A 14,266-nucleotide genomic window follows, 5' to 3' on the forward strand; every position below is an offset into this window, starting at 1 on the left:
CCTCGCCAGGAAGCCTCTGAGAACCCGCGGCGGTGCAGGTGTCGTAGGTGGGTTATGCGCCTGCGGCGCATGCGGCATCCCATCGACGTGCAGCTTTGCGATCCGCGGCTGCGGGCCGACCAGGATGAAAAAGGCTCAATGGAAATTGCGGATCAATCGGGGAAGGGCCATCAGGGCCGACGCCGCCGCGGTGGCGGTGGCCAGCACGAACGCGGACCGGGCGGAGGCCACGTCGAGCAGCGTCCCGGCCAGCGCCGAACCGATCGCGTTGCCGACCCCGAACGAGGTGATCATCCAGGCGTGCGCCTCGGTCAGCGTCCCGTCCGGCGCCATCCGGGCGATGAGCGCGAAAGCCGACGCCAGGACGGCGGGCAGCGCGCATCCGCTGAGGAAGGCCAGCGGGAACATCAGCGCGATGCCGGGCGTGAGCACCAGCGGCAGGTAGCCCGCGGCGAGCAACGCCAGCAGCACGAGCAGCCGGCGGTCTTCGCGGTGCGCCGCGCGCACGGCGGTGTACCCGATCCCGCCCGCCAGCGCTCCCGCCGCGTTCAGCGCGATCAGCCAGCCCGCGTGGGCGGAACTTCCCTCCGCCTCGGCGTATCCGGTGATGCCGACGGTGAAAACGCCGATCGTGGCCCCCACGCAGACCAGCACCGCGAAGAGCCTGAGCACTCCCGCACCGCGCAGCGGCCCGGCCCAGTGGCGTTCCACCCTCGTGCCGCGCCACGCCCGGGCCGGACGGGCGGTCGCGAACCAGGCCGCACCGGAAAAGCCCAGCACCGCGGCGGAAACCAAGCCTGCGGCGGGGCCCGCGACGGCGATCGCGCCGAGCACCACCAGCGGGCCGGTGACGAAGATGAGCTCCTGGGTCGCCGCATCCAGGGAGAACGCTGCTCGGACGTTCCGCTCGCCGACCACCACGTGCTCCCACAGCACCCGCAAGCACGGTTCGAGCTGCGGAGTCGCCGCGCCGGCGACGACGGCCGCGATCGCGCCGATCGCCGGGCTGCGCACCGGATCCGCGAAGGCCAGCACCAGGAGCGCGGCGGCCGACACCGACGCGCTCACCAACAGCGCCGGGGCCTGGCGCGTCCGGTCGATCAGCCTGCCCATCACCGGCCCGCACACCGCGGCGCTCGCCGCGTAGAGCGCGATCAGGAAGCCCGCCAAGCGGTAGTCGCCGCCGCCGTCGCGAACGGTGAGCAGGATCGCCAGCGGCGCCATGCCGGTCGGCAGCCGACCGATCAGCGACGCCGACAGCAGCCGCGGAACATGCCGAGAACGCAGCACCGCACCGACCGGAGTCCGCCCGCTGCTCAACGTCTGATCGGCGTTCACAGCGCACCACCGACCGGAATCCCGCGCACGCCGCACGACGACGCCTCGACCGCCACGCCCCTGGAACCCGGCCCGCTGCTCGCCGGCAGAGTTGCTCGCTTCAGCGACACCCACCGACTGCATCGGGTTCCCTGCTCGTCCGCTGGACGAGCTGGTCCGCGCGAAGGAGGTGGAATACGGTCACCGCACTCGGTCAGGTAGCTCATTCGACCACGTCGTCCTGTTCTCCAGTCACGATCTTCTTGATGTTCTCGTAGCTCGTCGTGCCCGCGTCGAGATAGTCCGAGTGTCCATTGGTCGGCTGGTTCTTGCCTTGGGCGTCGGTGGACAGTTCCGTCGCGCCGTCGAGCTCTCCGGTGCGGAAGAGGCTTCCCATGGCTTCGACGATGTCGTTGTTGAAGTCGGACTTGCCGTGCAGGGAGACGGTCGCGTCCGCGCTGAGGGTGTAGACCGAGCCGGCGGGCACCTTGAGCTCCGACACGTGGTCGACGACGTGCCCGGGGCTGCCGAACAGGACGGTGTGGTCCACACCGGTCCCCTCGTTCTTCAGCGCCGCCTCCGTGGTCACGGCCCCGTAGGAGTGGCCGAGCGCGGTCAGGTGCGGGTCGTGGTCCCGGGAGGCGTTGATGCCCTGGAAGAAGCGGGCGAGGTCGGTGGCGCCGCCTTCGGCCTGGCCGTTGCCGAGCGTCTCCGGCATGTTCGGCGAGTCGTACCCGATCCAGGTCACGCCGGCCACCGACTTGCCTTCGTCGTGCAGCCGGGTCATCTCGCCCTGCTTCAGCTCCAGGGTGTCGCCGCCGACCGTCGAGTTCATCCCGGGGATCTGCACCGCGACGTGGTCGGCCGTGTCGACGTTGCCCGTGGCGACGGCGGCCTTCGGCCACTCCTCCGACATGTCCAGCAGCAGGAGCTGTCGGTCGCCCTGCGCGAGCTGCTTGTCGATCGCGTGGATCGCCGCCATCTTCTTCTCCGCGTCGGTGTAGACCCACGGCGTGGAGAACTCGTCGGTGAGGGTGCCGTCGAGTTCCTTCTGCACCGAGGCGCGGAGTGCTTTGAGCCTGGCCCGGTTCGCCTGGTCGCGGAACGCGGCGGGCACTCCGTCGAGGTTCCCGATCCAGGCCGGGTGGTTCTTGAGCACGGCCTTCTTGTCCGCGTCCGACAACGATTCCCACCACGCAGCGTTCGCGCCGGGCTTGCCGTTGGGCGGTGGCGTGATCGGCAGGTCGCCCGCCTTCGTCCCGGTTTGCGCGGCCTGCTGCAAGGTTCCGCCGGGCCTCAGCTTGTCGCCGCGGGCGGTGCCGAGCACTTTCGCGAGCTCGGCATCGATGTCGCCACCGCGCCGCACCAGCTCCCGGACCCGCTCGACCAGTTCGAGCTGCACGGCCCGCCGCTCCGCTTTGACCACGTCGAGCTCGCCGGCCGGCACGTTCCTCGGCGGGTCCGTGTCGTTGACCGCGCCGCCGTCGGTGATGGTGAAGCCGTTGGACTTCGCCAGGTTCTCCGTTTCCGCCAGGGATTTCCGCAGCGCCTCGACGGAATCGGCGGCGTCCGCGGCCGCCGTCCGGACCGCGGCGACTTCGGCGGTGAGCTGCCGAACGGAGGCGGCGATCCTGTCGTGGGCGGGAGCCGCCGCATCCGCGGCCGCCCCTCGCCAGCTCGCCGGGGGCTTGCAGCCGGTGACCTCGTCGTCGAGCGCGACCAACGCGTCGCGGTGCTTGAGCAGCGTCCGCACCGCCTCGTCCAGTGCAGCGGGTTCCCACTTCCGGATGGTGCCGATCGTGATGCTCATCCGAGACCTCCGAAGGCCGAAAGCCGGATCGCGGTGAACTCCTCGGCGACGCTGTTGTCGCCCTTCAGGTATTGGGCGGCGCACGCGTCCAGGTTCTGCCCGTAGTCGCCGGCCGCCCGCGCCCACTGCTCGATCTCGGCATTCCAGTCCCCCGCCAGCGCCGCAGCCGCCGAGGACGCTGCTGCACCGGGCAAGGCGCGAGCGATCTGCTCCGGGCCCGTCCGCAACGCGACTCCTCGCACCTGCTCCGCTGCGGAACTCGCCTGCCCGGCCGCTTTCCGCAGCTCGTCCGGGCGGATCGTGAACGACATCGCCTGCACCTCCGTCACTTTCGTGGTGGTCGTGCAGGTGGGACGGCGGTGCCGGGTGGTCTCGATCCGTCCGCGTGCGGCCATGTCCGCTGCCGGACAGGCACCGCCTCACAGCCGGTCGAGTTCGGAACCGTCGAGCCAGCCGAGCTTGGCCGCGCGGAAGGCGAGCTGGATGCGGCCGGACACCCCGGCGACCTCGTACAGGTCCGCGATCATCCGGCGCACCGTGCGGGTGGAAACGCTGAAGCGGCGCGCGACCGCCTCGTCCTTGCTGCCGTTGACGACCATCACCAGCAGCTGGTGCTGGGCCGTCGTCAGCGGCCCGATGGCAGGCTCGGGCCCGGCCTCGCCGAGCGGCGCGGCCGCCCGCCAGCACCGGCCGAACAGGTCCGCGGCGGCGGCCACCGCGCCGGGAGTCCGCACCAGCATGCTCCCGCGGTCGTGGTCGGCGATGTCGAGGGCGGTCACCACGTACTCGTGGTCGACGATGATCGTCCAGACCGGCAGCGTCGGGCTCATCCGGATCTCCACGCCGGCCTGCTGCATCCGCCGCGCGCCTTCGACCAGCGGCGTCAGGTAGTTGATGCTGTCCAGCATGATCACCCGCAGCCGGACGCCGCGTTCGGCCAGCGAGACCGCCAGCTGCACGACCGGGCGGTAGTCCGTCGAATCCGGCACGCCGGGAGCCGGCCCGGACGCCGCCAGCACCAGCACGTCCTCTCGCGCGGTCGCCGCGATGCGCTCCAGGCAGCTGAAGGCCGCGGCGGGCCCGCGGTTGAGCTCGACCTCGGGCGAGCCCACGGCGATTCCCTGCGGCTGCAGTGCCGAAAGTTCCTCCACCGTCGCCGCAGCAAGCTCCACGCGTTGCTCCTCGGCGCGCAGCGCCACCCGGGCGCGGGCGAGCAGCGGCCCGAAGGCGATGTTGGGGTGAACCGCGCGGATCGAGCCGGTGCCGTCGTCGTACTCCTCCACCAGCCCGCTCGCCCGGAGCTCGGCGAGCGCGGTGGTCACCTCGTCGGGCGCCAGGCCGAGTCGGGAACCGACAACTCCGGGCTCGGCAGCGGATCCGGTCAGCAGCAGCCGGTAGATCTGCTCTCCCGGCTCGCTGATGCCCAGGCCCTGCAGCATAAGAATCCCCAGCCGTCGCCCCGCCCCAGAACAAGATCGGGATCATACCGGCAGGCCCGAACCCCCTCGGGGACGCCGCCGTTCACCCGTTTGCATGTACTATGTCACCTGTCATAAATTACCGAACGGAAGTTTCTTCGACCTGCGGGAGGCGCTCGGCATGCCCAACAGCCCGTCCACCGCGGGCGCCGCTCCGGCGGTCGCCGGGACGGTGGCCGCGTGAGCCCGCGCCGGAGCGACAGCCGTGAGCGGATGCTCACCAGCACCGAGGCGCTGTTGCGGGAGCACGGGGCCACCGCCACCACCATCGACCGGGTCCTCGCGCACAGCGGCGCCCCTCGCGGCTCGGTCTACCACCACTTCCCCGGCGGGCGGACGCAGCTCATCGACGAGGCGGTGACGCTCGCCGGCGAGTCCATCACCGGCCTGATCGAGACCGCCGCGCAGGCCGACGATCCCGTGGTGGTGATCGACGCCTTCTTCGCGCTGTGGCGCGACCGGATCGTGGCCAGCGACTTCCGGGCCGGCTGCCCGATCGTGGCGGTGGCCGTGGAGACCAACGACGACGCGCCGCAGCTCGCGAGCTCGGCGGGCGCGGTCTTCGCCCGCTGGCAGGAGGCGCTGGCCGCCTTGTTCCGCCGGCACGGCCTGTCCGAAGAACGCGGGAAGCGGCTGGCCGCCTTCGTCATCGCCGCCGCCGAAGGCGCGGTGGTCATGTGCAAGGCCGAGAAGAGCGCCGCGCCGATGGAAGCGGCCGCGGTCGAGATCCACGAACTGCTGGCCCGCACCCTGCAGGAGACCACCGGCCGGTCCTGAGGAACGGCCCGATCATCAGCAACAGCAAGGAGCTTCCCGTGTCCACCGCAGACCTCGCCACCATGTCCGGCCTCGAACTGATGCGCTGGGTGCAGTCCGAGCGCACCGACGACATACCGTCCATCGGCCGGCTGCTCGGCATGCGGTTCGACGAGGTGGAACACGGCCGGATCGTCATCTCACTGGAAACGCGCCCGGACTTCGCCAACCCGCTGGGCACCGTCCACGGCGGCATCGCGGCCACCCTGCTCGACTCGGCGATGGCCTGCGCGGTGCACACCACGCTCCCGGCCGGCGTCGGGTACACCACCCTCGAACTCAAGGTGAACTACATCCGCGCCGCGCGCACCGACGGACGCACGCTCACCGCCGAGGGCAACGTCATCCACGCCGGCCGCAGCACGGCGACGGCAGAGGGAAAAGTGCTTGACGAGCACGGGAAGCTGATGGCGCACGCCACGACGACCTGCCTGATCCTCCAGCCCGCCGGCTGACCGCCCGGATCGCACGAGTCCGGTGTGGATTTCGTGACCATTCCCCGGACGGAAGGTGAACTGTTCGTGCTCGATTTCGCCGTCCGCACAGGACGATCCTGACGCACCGTCGCAGCAGTCCGAAGAGGACTCCGCGAAATCCGATGCCAGCGCGGCGAGTGCCGTCCGCGCCTCGACCTCTTCCCGGTCACCGGTTCCGCTGTGGGTATTTCTGCCTACACCGCAAGGATTCCGGACGGCCGAATGGCCCAGATCACCACCGCCGGTCGCGACCGAGCGTCGAATCGTCGGTGGCAGGTGGTATATCTGAACCGCGCGAGGCCGGCGGGGATGCGAAGCGGCCCAGCGCATCGGCTTTCCCTCCCGCCAACGGAGACTCGGCCGCGATCGGGCTGCCGCACGCGCCCCGATCGCAACCTCCGGCACGGTCCCGCCGCCCGAACCCGCGCCCCCACCAGCGGGCGCACCGCGAAAGGAAGTTCCGCCATGCCCACCACCGCACCCGAGCCCGGGAACCCGGCGGAGCAGGTACCCGCGCGCCCGTTCCAGGTGGACCTGCGAGGTGTGGTGGACCTGCTCAGCAGGCACATCTACTCGAGCCCGCAGGTGTTCCTGCGGGAGCTGCTGCAGAACGGGCGCGACGCGATCGAGGCCCGCCGGCGGCTGGACCCGGCGGCCCCCGAGGGGCGGATGCGGATCACGCCAGCCGCCGCGGGCCGGCCCGACTTCACCTTCACCGACAACGGGATCGGGCTGACCCCGGCCGAGGCCACCGACCTGCTCGCCACCGTGGGCCGCTCCTCGAAGCGCGACGAGGTGCTGAACCTGCGCCGGGAGGACTACCTGGGCCAGTTCGGCATCGGCCTGCTCTCCTGCTTCATGGTGTCCGACCACATCACCGTGCTCAGCCGGTCCGCGCGCGGCGGCCGCGCCATCGAGTGGGTCGGGCGCGCGGAGGGCACCTTCCACATCCGCGAGCTGCCCGAGGACCAGACCGACGCGCTGCCGATCGGCACCACGGTGCGCCTGACCCCGCGGCCGGACGAGGCCGAGATGCTGTCGGCAGCCCGGGTTCGCGCCCTGGCCGCCCGGTTCGGCCAGTACCTGCCGCACCCGGTGGAGGTCGCCGCCCCGGACGGCACCCGGGACACCCTCACCCGCGCGCCGGTGTTCCTGGACCCGCACGCCCACCCCGAGCAGGTGCTGGAGCTCGGCACCGAGATCGTCGGCGCGAAGCCGCTCGCCGCGTTCCCGGTCGAGGCGCCCGGCACGGGTACCCGGGGCGTGGCGTTCGTGCTGCCGTACGCGCCGCCGCCCGGCGGGAACCAGGCGAACCGCGTCTACCTGGGCCGGATGCTGCTGAGCGAGCGGGTGGACGACCTGCTGCCCGACTGGGGTTTCTTCGTGCGGTGCGTGCTGGACACGACCGACCTGAAGCCGACGGCGTCCCGGGAATCGTTCGTGGGCGGCGACGACCTGGAGCACACCCGCACGGAGCTGGGCGCCCAGCTGCGCCGGTGGCTGCTCGGCACGGCCCGCACCGACCCGCACCTGTTCGGCCAGGTGATGGGCGTGCACCAGCAGGGCATGAAGGCGCTGGCCGTGCACGACGCCGACCTGGCCCGGATCCTGTTCTCCTGGCTCACGGTCGAGACCAGCGCGGGCACCATGAAGGTCACCGACTACGCCGCCCTCACGCCCCGGGTGCGCTACACCGAGACCGTCGACGAGTTCCGCCAGATCGCGGCCGTGATCCCGGCGGACGCGCCCATCGTGAACGCTGGGTACGCCTTCGACGCCGACCTGCTGCGGCAGCTGGTGGAGCTCACCCCGGGCCTGGCGCTCGAGCGGGTCAGCGTCACCGCCGAGCTGGACAACCTCAACCCGCCACCGCTGGCGGACCGGGAATCCGTTGTCGCGCTGGAGGATCGCGCCACCGCGGTGCTCGCGGACTCCGGCGCTGAGGCGGCGGTGCGCATGTTCGCGCCGGTGGACCTGCCCGCGCTGTACGTGGCGGATCCGGAGGTGCTGCGGCACATCGAGCGCTCCAAGGCCACCGACGTCGCCCCCACCCTGTGGGCCGGCCTGGTCTCCGACGCGGACGCGTTCATGGCCAAGCACGCGGCGGTGCGGGGCGCGGACGCGACGGCCCGGCTGTGCCTGAACTGGTCCAACCCGCTGGTCCGGCAGCTCGCGGACGTCCGCGACGAGGCGGTGTTCTCCCGCTCGGTGCAACTGGTCTACCTGCAGGCGATGCTCGCCGGCCACCGTCCGCTGTCCGCCCGCGATCGCCGTCTGCTCACGACGACGATGACCGATCTCGTCCACCTGTCCATCGGATTCGAAAGCGACCTGGCATGAGCGACGCCGCCAAGACCATCACCGACCTGCTCGACGAGGCCGACCAGACGCCGTACGGCGCGCCGGAGCGCGCGCTGCTCGACCAGGCCATCGCGCTGGCCGAGGAGGCCGGGCACGAGGAACTCGCCTACGCGGCGCGGATGCGCCTGGTGACCTCGGCGAAGATGACCGGCGACACCGACGGTATGCTCGCCGCCTTCGCCTGGTGCCTGGGCAAGTTCGACTCGGACCCGGTCCGGTTCCCCTCGGAGCTCACCGGCGCCGCCGATTCCTGGGACCTGCTCTGGTACTTCAAGTGGATGGCCTCCACGGTGACCGGCAGCCTGCAGTTCTCCTCGACGCAGCTGGAGGCAGTGCTCGCCGATATGGACCGCCGCTACACCGAAGCCGGCGTCGGCCGCTCCGGCGTGGTGCAGTCGCTGTTCTCCTCGTCCGTGGAGACGGGGCGGCTGGCGGACGCCGAGCGGTTCCGCCTGGAGCTGGAAGCCCTGCCCAGGGACGAATACTCGCACTGCGAGGCCTGCGCGCGCAGCGAGTTCGCGGACTACCAGCAGACCATCGGCGACGACGCGGCTGCCGTGGCGCTGTTCGACGAGATCCAGGAGCAGCAGCTCAGCTGCGGCGAAGAGCCGGAGGGCAACGAGGCCGATTCGCTGCTGCCGCTGCTGAGGCTGGGACGCGGCGAGGACGCCGCCGCCGCGCACATGCGCGGCTACCGGGCCGCGCGCGGCAACCCGGACAACATCGCGATGATCGCCCGGCACTGGGTCTTCTGCGCGGTCACGGGCAACGAGGCACGCGGATTGGCGCTGCTGGAGCGGCACATCCGCGACCTGATGGTGGACCCGATGAACGACCGGCAGAAGTTCGCCGGGTCGTGCGCCGCGGCCGTGCTGCTGGACGCGGTCACCCGGGCCGGCCAGGGTTCGACGCCGGTGCGGCACTCCGACGACCCGGTGCTGGCGCCGCTGCTGGGCGACCACGCCGGCCCGTGGACGGCGGCGGACCTGGCCGCCACGTTCTGGGCGGCGGCCGACCGGCTGGCGGCGGCGTTCGACGCCCGCAACGGCAACGACTTCCACGGCCGGCAGGTGGCCCGGTCCCGGGCGCTCGCCGACGAGCGCTACGACGTGCCGCTGGAGTCGAGCACCTACACGCCGGTCGTGGCGGCCGAGGTCACCACGACCGAACCGACCACGGCCGAGGACTGGCTACGGCGGGCCGGTGAGCGCGCCGCGACCGGAGATCACGACGGGGTCATGGACGCCGTCGAGCGCGCTCTCGCCGCGGGTGGGCAGGAGGTCGCCGCGGACGCCTACCGCGTCGCGGTGCAATCCCTGGTCGCGACGGATCAGCACGAACAGGCCGCAAAGGCGCTCGCCGACCGCGGGAAGGCGCTGCGAGAGCTCGGCCGGGATGACTACGCCGACGTCGAGGACCAGGTCGGCCTCGCCCTGTACGGCACCGCGACCGCGGCCGACCTGCCCGCGTTCGATGCCGCGATCGAGGACGCCCGCGCCCGCGCCGGCCGGGACGTCCTGGCCGACCTGCTCGCGACCCGGGCGGACGTGCTCGGCACCGAAGAGCGGGTCGACGAAGCACTGCGCGACGCGCAGGAAGCGGCGGCCCTGCTCGTGCCGGTGGCGGAGCCGACCATCGCAGAGCGGCAGCTGCGCAACCACGCCGTGCTGCACCGCACGTTCCTGCTGATGATGGCGCAGCGGTTCGAGGAGGCCACGGGTTCCATCGACGACCTGCTCCGCGACGCCGGGATCGGCAGGCAGACCCGCCAGGTCGGGCTGCGGATGAAGGCGCAGGCGCTGGCCACCCGGGGCCGGCTCGACGAGGCCCTGCAGGCGGCCGAGGAGGCGCTGTCCCTGCAGGTGGCCATCGGCGGTGCCCGGCTGGTGCTCAACGCCGCAGGCCTGAGCGCGCAACTGCTTTCGGACCTGGGCCGCGACGCCGAGGCCGCGGCCCGCATGCGGTTCGCGCTGCGGCAGGCCGAGTCCGCCGGGGTCACCGGCGCCTTCGCCGAGAAGTTCCGGCTCGGGCAGTACCTGACCTGGTCGGACCAGGCCGACGAAGCGATCGAGGTGATCGACGAGGTCTACCGCGGCGAGTCCGAGTCCGGGGCGCCGCCGGCCGCGCTCGGCGAGACCATGCTGGGCCTGGGCGTCGCGGCCCTGCGCGGCAACCAGCCGGGCGTCGCCTACGGCGCGTTCCAGCGGGGGCTCGGGCACGCCGTCGAGGCCGAGCACCTGCCGCTGCAGGTGGGCCTGGCGACGCAGCTGGCGCGGATGCTGGTGCAGTTCCGCGACGACGAGGCCATCGAGGTGATCGACGCCGTGCTGGAGCGGGCTCGCGCCGCCGGGGACGGCCAGTCGGCGCTGCGGATGCTCAACGAGCGCGGGCTGGCCAAGGCGAACCTGGGCGACGAGTCGGCCATCGCGGACTTCGACGCGGTGATCGCCGAGGCGAACGCCGCGGGCGAGGCGTGGCTCGCGGCCGACGCCACCGACTCCAAGGCGCGCGAGCTCGCCGGTGCGGAGCGCCACGACGAGGCGGTCCGGTGCGCCTTGGCGGCGGCGGACGGGTACGCCGCGAGCGGCGACGCGAACGCGGGCGCGAACAGCGAGTTCCTGGCCGCTCAGATCCTGCGCGACCAGGGTCGCGCGGACGAGGCGCTCGCCTGCTACACCTCGGCCATCGAGCGGGCCGAGGCGCCCGCCCTGGTCGAGCGCCTGACCGAACAGCGGGCGGAGTACCTCGCGGAACTGGGCCGGAGCGAGTGATCCACCGGTGCCGGGGCGGACGGCCGTCCCGGCACCATCTCTGTCCACATTGAACGGTTGCGGCCGGAACCGGCCTGCGCCGAGAGGAATGCGCCGAACGCGGTCCTGCTCAGCCCGTGGGACCACCGGCCGAGGTGATCGGGGTCATGAGGATCATCGCGTCGATGATGCTGCTGCCCGGCTTCGTGCCGACGGTGCTCTACATCAAGGCAGGCTCGACCGCGGCGGCCGTCGGCGATGACGTGGTGTTCGCCCGGCTGAACGAGTGGATGGCCGGTCGACCAGATGCAGCCGGGCAAGATCCTGCAGGTGCGCTTCCTGCCCTCGGACGAAACCATTTCGTGGTCATCAGCGCCCTCAACTGACCGCCACGAACCGGTTGCGATCCGCTATCGGGCGCCTAACTCGGGAACACATCGATTGCAGACTGCAATCAGACCGTGGAGGCGACGAATGGGCGACATCGAACCGCACCGTGCTGGGCGGCCGGGACTAGCAAGGCTCGCCCGGCACCTGACAGGCGGGCGATTTTACGCGAAATCGCCACCCCGCCCTCACACGGACCACTGATTTCGCGCGAAATCGACGCAGTGCACCCATCATGAGCGATCATGCTCGTTGAGGCTCCGGGCAAAGTAGCCCCGAAGGCGCCCGGCGCCTGACCGGCCGGCGGTTTCGCGCGAAAGCGCCAACCCACCCTCACGCGGACGCCGTTTTCGCGCGAAAACGACGCCAGCACACATCAGGGCTCGACCATGCTTACCGCTGGTCCTGAGCGCGGAAACTCGGTGTGCGCCAGCGGTGTTCCGGGAGGAACCGGACGTCGTACTCCCGAGGAACGGTCGCGAACTTGCCCGGCTCCGGCACCGCGGGCGTGCGCGGGAGACCGAGTTCTTCCGTCGGGACGCCCAGGTTCTCGAAGAACCGCTCGAAGGTGCCGCCGGGACCGGCCGCCACCCCGACGATCTGACTGTGGTGGCGCTCGATCCGGTAGGCGTGCGGGCAGTTCTTCGGCACGAAGCCGAAATCGCCCGCGCCGAGCAGCTTCTCGTACTGCTCGCCTGCAGTGTCCTCGACGAAGAGCCGGACCGCGCCGGCCGTGACGTAGAAGACCTCGTAGGTCTCCGCGTGGGAATGCGCCGGGATCGTGTCGCCCTTCGCGCCCTCGCAGGTGAAGAAGTTGAAGGTGCCCTCGGTCTGCTCGCCGCCGGCGTAGATGGTGATCAGGTCGCCGAACAGGTGCGCGCGGTCGCCCATCCCCTTCTCGACGAAGTACGGCCTTCCCGGCTCGGGCGGGAGGTGCGAGCGGGAGCGGTAGGGCGTGGCGAACTCCATCGTCATGCGATTCCTCCTGGGAGCGACTACTTTGTCAGGCTACCTGACGTTTTGTCGCGGGCGAAGGCGGCTGGGTATGCTCGGGGCCCGCTACCGCACCCCAGGAACCATGACGGCACCACCACCGAACCTCCCCCAGCTGCTCACCGACGCCAAGCGCTGGTTCGACGACGCGCTGCTGAGCAGCATGCAGGCGGCGGGCGAACGCCCGGTGACCGTCGCCCAGGCCGCGGTCTTCGCGAACCTGGACGCGGGCGGGACCTCGATCTCCGAGCTCGCCCGCCGGATCGGCACCACCCGGCAGTCCGTCCACCAGGCGGTGCACGGACTGATCGGCATGGGCCTGCTGAAGCAGGTCCCCGACCCGACGTCCGCGCGCAGCCGCCTGGTCCGCACCACCCCGGCGGGGGCCCGCGCCCACGAGCGCGCCCTGCGAATGATCGCGACCATCGAAGGCATCCTGGCCGAACGGATCGGCGCCGACGCGGTCAACGCACTGCGCGACGGTCTCGACCGCGACTGGGGCGATCCACCACTGGTCCAGGACCGCTGACGGCAAGCACCGCCGCCGCAGGACTCACCGGCAGCCTTGGAGTGAACGGACCGTTCGTCCCAGTAGGCGAGGTGAACAGGCCGTTCACTCGATCCACCCAACGAACCGCGCACGACCAAGTTCGGAGCGAACGGACCGTTCGTCCCGATAGACGGAGCGAACAGGCCGTTCGCTTCAGGTTGGCGGAGGTGGCTGGCGGAGGTCTGGTCGGGGCCGCGGGCGGCCGTGGGCCCCGTGGTCGCGCCGATCGTCTCGCTCGGCGACGCCGGAGCAGTGCCCGGTCGATCACGATGTGCGCCGCGACGACGCTCGCCGCGGCCATCGCCTGGATCGGGGTGCGCCCGGAGCTGCGACCCGCGGCGCCAGCCCGCAGCACCGTCGCACAGCATCCATAGTGGACTCAGCGCCGCTGGTGCACCCGGCGTCCGGCGAACCACGTCTCCCGCACTGTGGTGGCGGCGATCTCGGTCACCGGCACGGCGAACGGGTTCCCCCGCGTCCTGGAACGCGGTCACGCCGAAGGAATGCAGGATTTCCACGGCCCGCCGCGAAGCGAGCCGGTGCTGCTCCGCCGTGGGAGCCGCCGAATCGCGCACCGCGTGTGCCAACGCGATGCCCGCGGTCTCCAGCAACAACCCGGTCGGCTCGCCGGTGACGGGATCGCGCACGATCACGCTGCCGTCCGGATCGGGTGTCGTGGCACTGATGCCGGCCACCTGCAAGGCCCGCGAGTTCGCCCAGCGGTTGTGGTGGCTGTCGTCGGACAGCATCACGGGCCTGCCGCCCGCGGCCTCGTCGAGCGCCCGGCGCGCCGCCTCCCTCGAAAGCTCCTCGACGAGGTGCGAGCCCCACGAGCCGCCGATCACCCACTCGTCGGGACCGAGCCCACGGGCCCGCTCGGCGACCGAGGCGAGCACCCCGGATAAATTCGCGGTGGCGTCCACGGACAGCTCGAAGAGATCGGCCATCCCGGCCAGCGAGTGGTGGTTGTGCACGTCGACGAGGCCCGGCGTCACGAACGCCCCGCCCAGGTCGACGACGGTGGTGCCGGGACCGCGGTGCCGCGCCACCTCGTCGCCACCGCCGACCGCGAGCACCCGTCCGCCCGCGATCGCCAGGTCGGTCGCCCACGGCCGAGATGGGTCCACTGTGTACAGTTCTGCTCCGGCCAGGATCAGCTCGGCGACGGGCATGGGCGATCTCCTCCGCGGCGTCCGGCGTCGAAACCCGGTCAGCTGCAACCTAAGCGAGGACGGCGACGCGAGTCACCCGCCATAGGTGGGCGATCTGCGCAAATCCTGACCGGTTCACCCGAAACCGTCGTGAGTGCTGACTCCGGTTCTTATCGG

The 14,266-nt window shown here is 71.5% G+C and carries 11 protein-coding genes and 1 pseudogene; 6 read left to right on the forward strand and 6 right to left on the reverse strand.

Annotated features, from left to right (window positions below; genetic code table 11):
* Window positions 1-135 precede the first annotated feature (135 nt).
* From E1288_RS10980 to E1288_RS10995, 4 genes are all read right to left on the reverse strand, one after another.
* Window positions 136-1,338: an MFS transporter gene (locus E1288_RS10980; RefSeq protein WP_165968069.1), complete on the reverse strand. Its 1,203-nt coding sequence runs from the start codon at window positions 1,336-1,338 to the stop codon at window positions 136-138.
* 202 nt (window positions 1,339-1,540) lie between these two features.
* Window positions 1,541-3,127: an alpha/beta hydrolase gene (locus E1288_RS10985; protein WP_132483942.1), complete on the reverse strand. Its 1,587-nt coding sequence runs from the start codon at window positions 3,125-3,127 to the stop codon at window positions 1,541-1,543.
* Window positions 3,124-3,438 (reverse strand): type VII secretion target, encoded by a 315-nt coding sequence (locus E1288_RS10990; protein WP_165968070.1) that lies wholly within the window; start codon window positions 3,436-3,438, stop codon window positions 3,124-3,126. Before E1288_RS10990 ends, E1288_RS10985 begins: the two co-directional genes overlap by 4 nt.
* A 108-nt stretch (window positions 3,439-3,546) precedes the next feature.
* Complete coding sequence (locus E1288_RS10995) at window positions 3,547-4,566, reverse strand: DNA-binding response regulator (RefSeq protein WP_132483946.1); 1,020 nt, start codon at window positions 4,564-4,566, stop codon at window positions 3,547-3,549.
* A 219-nt stretch (window positions 4,567-4,785) separates the two neighbouring features.
* Here E1288_RS10995 and E1288_RS11000 point away from each other — a divergent pair, with 219 nt between their 5' ends.
* From E1288_RS11000 to E1288_RS11020, 5 genes are all read left to right on the forward strand, one after another.
* Entirely contained in the window at window positions 4,786-5,382 is a 597-nt protein-coding gene (locus E1288_RS11000) for a TetR/AcrR family transcriptional regulator (RefSeq protein ID WP_207954294.1), read from the forward strand.
* Window positions 5,383-5,420: 38 nt separating this feature from the next.
* A complete protein-coding gene (locus E1288_RS11005; protein WP_132483948.1) occupies window positions 5,421-5,876 on the forward strand; it encodes a PaaI family thioesterase in 456 nt (151 codons plus the stop codon).
* A 486-nt stretch (window positions 5,877-6,362) separates the two neighbouring features.
* Complete coding sequence (locus tag E1288_RS11010; RefSeq protein ID WP_132483950.1) at window positions 6,363-8,237, forward strand: HSP90 family protein; 1,875 nt, start codon at window positions 6,363-6,365, stop codon at window positions 8,235-8,237.
* A complete protein-coding gene (locus tag E1288_RS11015; RefSeq protein ID WP_132483952.1) occupies window positions 8,234-11,029 on the forward strand; it encodes a hypothetical protein in 2,796 nt (931 codons plus the stop codon). The genes E1288_RS11010 and E1288_RS11015 overlap by 4 nt, the downstream gene beginning before the upstream one ends.
* A 164-nt stretch (window positions 11,030-11,193) precedes the next feature.
* Window positions 11,194-11,394, forward strand: coding sequence for a hypothetical protein (locus tag E1288_RS11020; protein WP_132483954.1), 201 nt, complete (start codon window positions 11,194-11,196; stop codon window positions 11,392-11,394).
* A 394-nt stretch (window positions 11,395-11,788) separates the two neighbouring features.
* Here the strand turns inward: E1288_RS11020 and E1288_RS11025 are convergent, their stop codons facing one another.
* Window positions 11,789-12,370 (reverse strand): quercetin 2,3-dioxygenase, encoded by a 582-nt coding sequence (locus tag E1288_RS11025; protein WP_132483956.1) that lies wholly within the window; start codon window positions 12,368-12,370, stop codon window positions 11,789-11,791.
* Between the two features lie 181 nt (window positions 12,371-12,551).
* Here E1288_RS11025 and E1288_RS11030 point away from each other — a divergent pair, with 181 nt between their 5' ends.
* Window positions 12,552-12,917 (forward strand): MarR family winged helix-turn-helix transcriptional regulator, encoded by a 366-nt coding sequence (locus tag E1288_RS11030; protein WP_235883494.1) that lies wholly within the window; start codon window positions 12,552-12,554, stop codon window positions 12,915-12,917.
* Window positions 12,918-13,402: 485 nt separating this feature from the next.
* Here E1288_RS11030 and E1288_RS11035 read toward each other — a convergent pair.
* Window positions 13,403-14,110 (reverse strand): annotated as a pseudogene (locus E1288_RS11035) (amidohydrolase family protein); the annotation flags it as partial.
* Between the last annotated feature and the right edge of the window lie 156 nt (window positions 14,111-14,266).

The organism is Saccharopolyspora elongata (genome assembly GCF_004348985.1).
GTDB lineage: Bacteria > Actinomycetota > Actinomycetes > Mycobacteriales > Pseudonocardiaceae > Saccharopolyspora > Saccharopolyspora elongata.

Coding starts and splice junctions, on each gene's coding strand:
- E1288_RS11010 (WP_132483950.1), top strand. CDS start 6,363: ATGCCCACCACCGCACCCGAGCCCGGGAACCCGGCGGAGCAGGTACCC.
- E1288_RS10985 (WP_132483942.1), bottom strand. CDS start 3,127: ATGAGCATCACGATCGGCACCATCCGGAAGTGGGAACCCGCTGCACTG.
- E1288_RS11015 (WP_132483952.1), top strand. CDS start 8,234: ATGAGCGACGCCGCCAAGACCATCACCGACCTGCTCGACGAGGCCGAC.
- E1288_RS11025 (WP_132483956.1), bottom strand. CDS start 12,370: ATGACGATGGAGTTCGCCACGCCCTACCGCTCCCGCTCGCACCTCCCG.
- E1288_RS11020 (WP_132483954.1), top strand. CDS start 11,194: ATGATGCTGCTGCCCGGCTTCGTGCCGACGGTGCTCTACATCAAGGCA.
- E1288_RS10995 (WP_132483946.1), bottom strand. CDS start 4,566: ATGCTGCAGGGCCTGGGCATCAGCGAGCCGGGAGAGCAGATCTACCGG.
- E1288_RS10990 (WP_165968070.1), bottom strand. CDS start 3,438: ATGTCGTTCACGATCCGCCCGGACGAGCTGCGGAAAGCGGCCGGGCAG.
- E1288_RS11030 (WP_235883494.1), top strand. CDS start 12,552: ATGCAGGCGGCGGGCGAACGCCCGGTGACCGTCGCCCAGGCCGCGGTC.